This is a genomic window from Azospirillum sp. B4 (assembly GCF_000333275.1).
Lineage (GTDB): Bacteria > Pseudomonadota > Alphaproteobacteria > Azospirillales > Azospirillaceae > Nitrospirillum.
Genome location: NZ_BACU01000101.1, coordinates 1 through 2,318, shown reverse-complemented (window position 1 = coordinate 2,318; position 2,318 = coordinate 1). Strand labels below are relative to the sequence as shown.

Annotated in this window: 4 protein-coding genes; 1 reads left to right on the top strand and 3 read right to left on the bottom strand. The window is 68.3% G+C overall.

The window, feature by feature from the left end; all coding sequences use genetic code 11:
- A partial coding sequence (locus I55_RS05015; RefSeq protein ID WP_044559414.1) for an alpha/beta fold hydrolase occupies window positions 1-327 on the top strand: 327 nt, incomplete at its 5' end.
- Window positions 328-378: 51 nt separating this feature from the next.
- On the opposite strand, the gene I55_RS05010 is transcribed toward I55_RS05015, so the two are convergent.
- From I55_RS05010 to I55_RS39280, 3 genes are all read right to left on the bottom strand, one after another.
- Window positions 379-786, bottom strand: coding sequence for a type II toxin-antitoxin system VapC family toxin (locus tag I55_RS05010; protein WP_044559413.1), 408 nt, complete (start codon window positions 784-786; stop codon window positions 379-381).
- Window positions 779-1,039, bottom strand: a complete 261-nt coding sequence (locus tag I55_RS05005; RefSeq protein ID WP_044559411.1) for an AbrB/MazE/SpoVT family DNA-binding domain-containing protein — start codon at window positions 1,037-1,039, stop codon at window positions 779-781. Before I55_RS05005 ends, I55_RS05010 begins: the two co-directional genes overlap by 8 nt.
- A gap of 59 nt (window positions 1,040-1,098) precedes the next feature.
- On the bottom strand, window positions 1,099-2,318 hold a 1,220-nt coding region (locus I55_RS39280), incomplete at its 5' end, for an FtsX-like permease family protein (protein ID WP_044559410.1).

The window sequence follows — 2,318 nt, the reverse complement described above, 5'->3', positions numbered from 1 at the left end:
ATCCTCGCCGGCGGCGACAGCGCGCCCTCCGGCGGCGACGACCGCGCCGGTCCTGAACGCTGGGCGGAGACGGCGCGCGCTTTCCGCGCCGCTTCGCTGGCGGTGCGGCCGGGTCATACGCCCATCCCCATCATGTTCGGCATCGACGCCGTGCATACCGTGGTGGCCGGGGCCAACGACGGCCTGACCCCGCCGGCCGGCGCCCGCGACCTGGCCCGCCGCCTGCCCAACGCCACCTATGTGGAGCTGGAGCGCTGCGGCCATCAGATCATGCTGGAGAAGCCGGCCGAGACCAACGCCCTGCTGCTGGACCTGATCGGCGCCTAAGGCTTTGACGGGGTGTGAGCCCGGCTATGCGCCAGTCCTCCGCCCCAACTGTCATGGCTGGGCCTGCCGGATCAGGACGATATCCAGGTCGGGTATGCCGGCTTGAGCAACCTTGGCCCAGGCTTGGTCGGCGGTTAGCGCCGGCGCCCGACGACTGCGCGCCAAAGCCAGGCAAGCCCTGTCACCTAAAGATAAACCGTTGGCCCGGGTGGCCGGCCGCATGTCCGCCGCCAGGACCGCATCCGCCAAGTCGAAGTCAACGATTTCAACCCCGGTAGCCTCCAGGGCTTGGCGGGCTTCATTCACCGGCATGCCCCGTTCCCGTAGTTTGGTCAGGACCTCCGCCACATTCACGGTGGAGATCAGGGCCCCGGGCAAAGTGGCGATCACCCGCTCGGCCCCGGGTTCGGCAAGAAGGACGGCCAACAGCGCCGAACTATCGAGGACAACGTCACTCACGTTCAGACGCCGCCCGACGCTCCGCCGCCAGTTCACTGATCAGATCGGTTCCTTCCGGAACATAACGCCGAACCATGGCTTGGGCGCGGCGGATGGCGGCGTCGATGGGTTCAAGCACGACAACCCCGTCCTCCAGGCGCGCAACCACCTTGCCACCATCCTGCAAACCCAGCGCGGTTCGCATTTGTGCGGGAATCACCACCCGGCCGTTTGAGGCCACCGTCAAATTTGCCGTCAAGTTGGCGCGCGACATGTCATGGTTTCCATAGATGACACTATCACGAAATATGACACATCCTTTTGAAATTGTCCTCACTCATACCGGAGCGCGCCCACCGGCGGCGCGCTGGCGACACGGATGACGTGGACGGCCACGGTGGCCAGTGCCACAGCCAACGCCACTGCCCCCGCCGCCAGGAAGGTCAGCGGCGCCTGGTCGACCCGCACCACGAACTGGGCCAGCCAGCGGTGCAGCGCCCACCAGGCCACGGGCCAGGCCACCAGGTTGGCCAGCAGCACCGGCCGGGTGAACTGCCAGGCCATCAGGCCCAGGATGTCGGGCACCCGGGCGCCCACCACCCGGCGGATGCCGATCTCCTTCGTCCGCCGGGCGGCCGTCAGCGCCGTCAGGCCGAACAGGCCCAGGTTGGCCAGCACGATGGCCAGGCCGGAAAAGGTGGCGAAGACGTTCGCCTGGCGCCGTTCGGTCTGGTACAGGCCCTCCAGACGCTCATCCGCGAACGCGTGGCTCAAATATTCCGCGTCCGGGTAGATCCTTCCCACCAGGGCCATCACGGCATCCACCGTGGCGCGCTGGTCGCCAGCCGCCAGCCGCAGGGTCAGGTTGGTGCTGGTCATGGTGCCGCTGCCGGCCTTCAGGGGAAACACCAACGGCTGGTCGGCCCGCCGTGCGGACTGGAAGCGCATGTCGGCCACCACGCCAACCACCTCGGTGAACAGAGTGTGCTGGCCATCGGCGTAGAACCGATCCCCCACCGCGTCCTGCGGCGTGGCATAGCCCATGCGGCGGGCGCCCGCCTCGGTCAGAACGGCGTAGCGCGGGGTCCTGTCATCCTGGGGTTCGGGCTTCCAGCCGGGGGGCACACCCACCCCCGCCACCAGGCGCGCGCCGTAGGTGGCGATGAAATCCTCGTCCGCGGCGAACATCTCGATGCCGTGAACCTCACGCAACGTGCTGCGGCTGTTTTCCGGAAATTCGACGCTGGCCAGACTTTCCGCGTGGACGGCTGGCACCAGGTCGGAGAAGGTGGCCGACCGCACGGCGGGCAGGCGCCGCAGTTCCGCCTTCAGGGCGGCAGCCCGGACGGTGTCGACCGGCAGGTTGCCGAGGATATACAGGTTTTCCGGCTGATAGCCCAAGCCGGCCGCCTGCACGTGCGCCACCTGGCGCTGCACCGTCAGCGTCGCCACGATCAGCGCGATGGAGATGGCGAACTGCCCCCACACAAGCACGGNACGCACCCCGCCCAGGGCGGGCGCTTGGGCGCGGCCCTTCAGGACCTCTCCCGGGC

Coding starts and splice junctions, on each gene's coding strand:
- I55_RS05005 (WP_044559411.1), bottom strand. CDS start 1,039: ATGTCGCGCGCCAACTTGACGGCAAATTTGACGGTGGCCTCAAACGGC.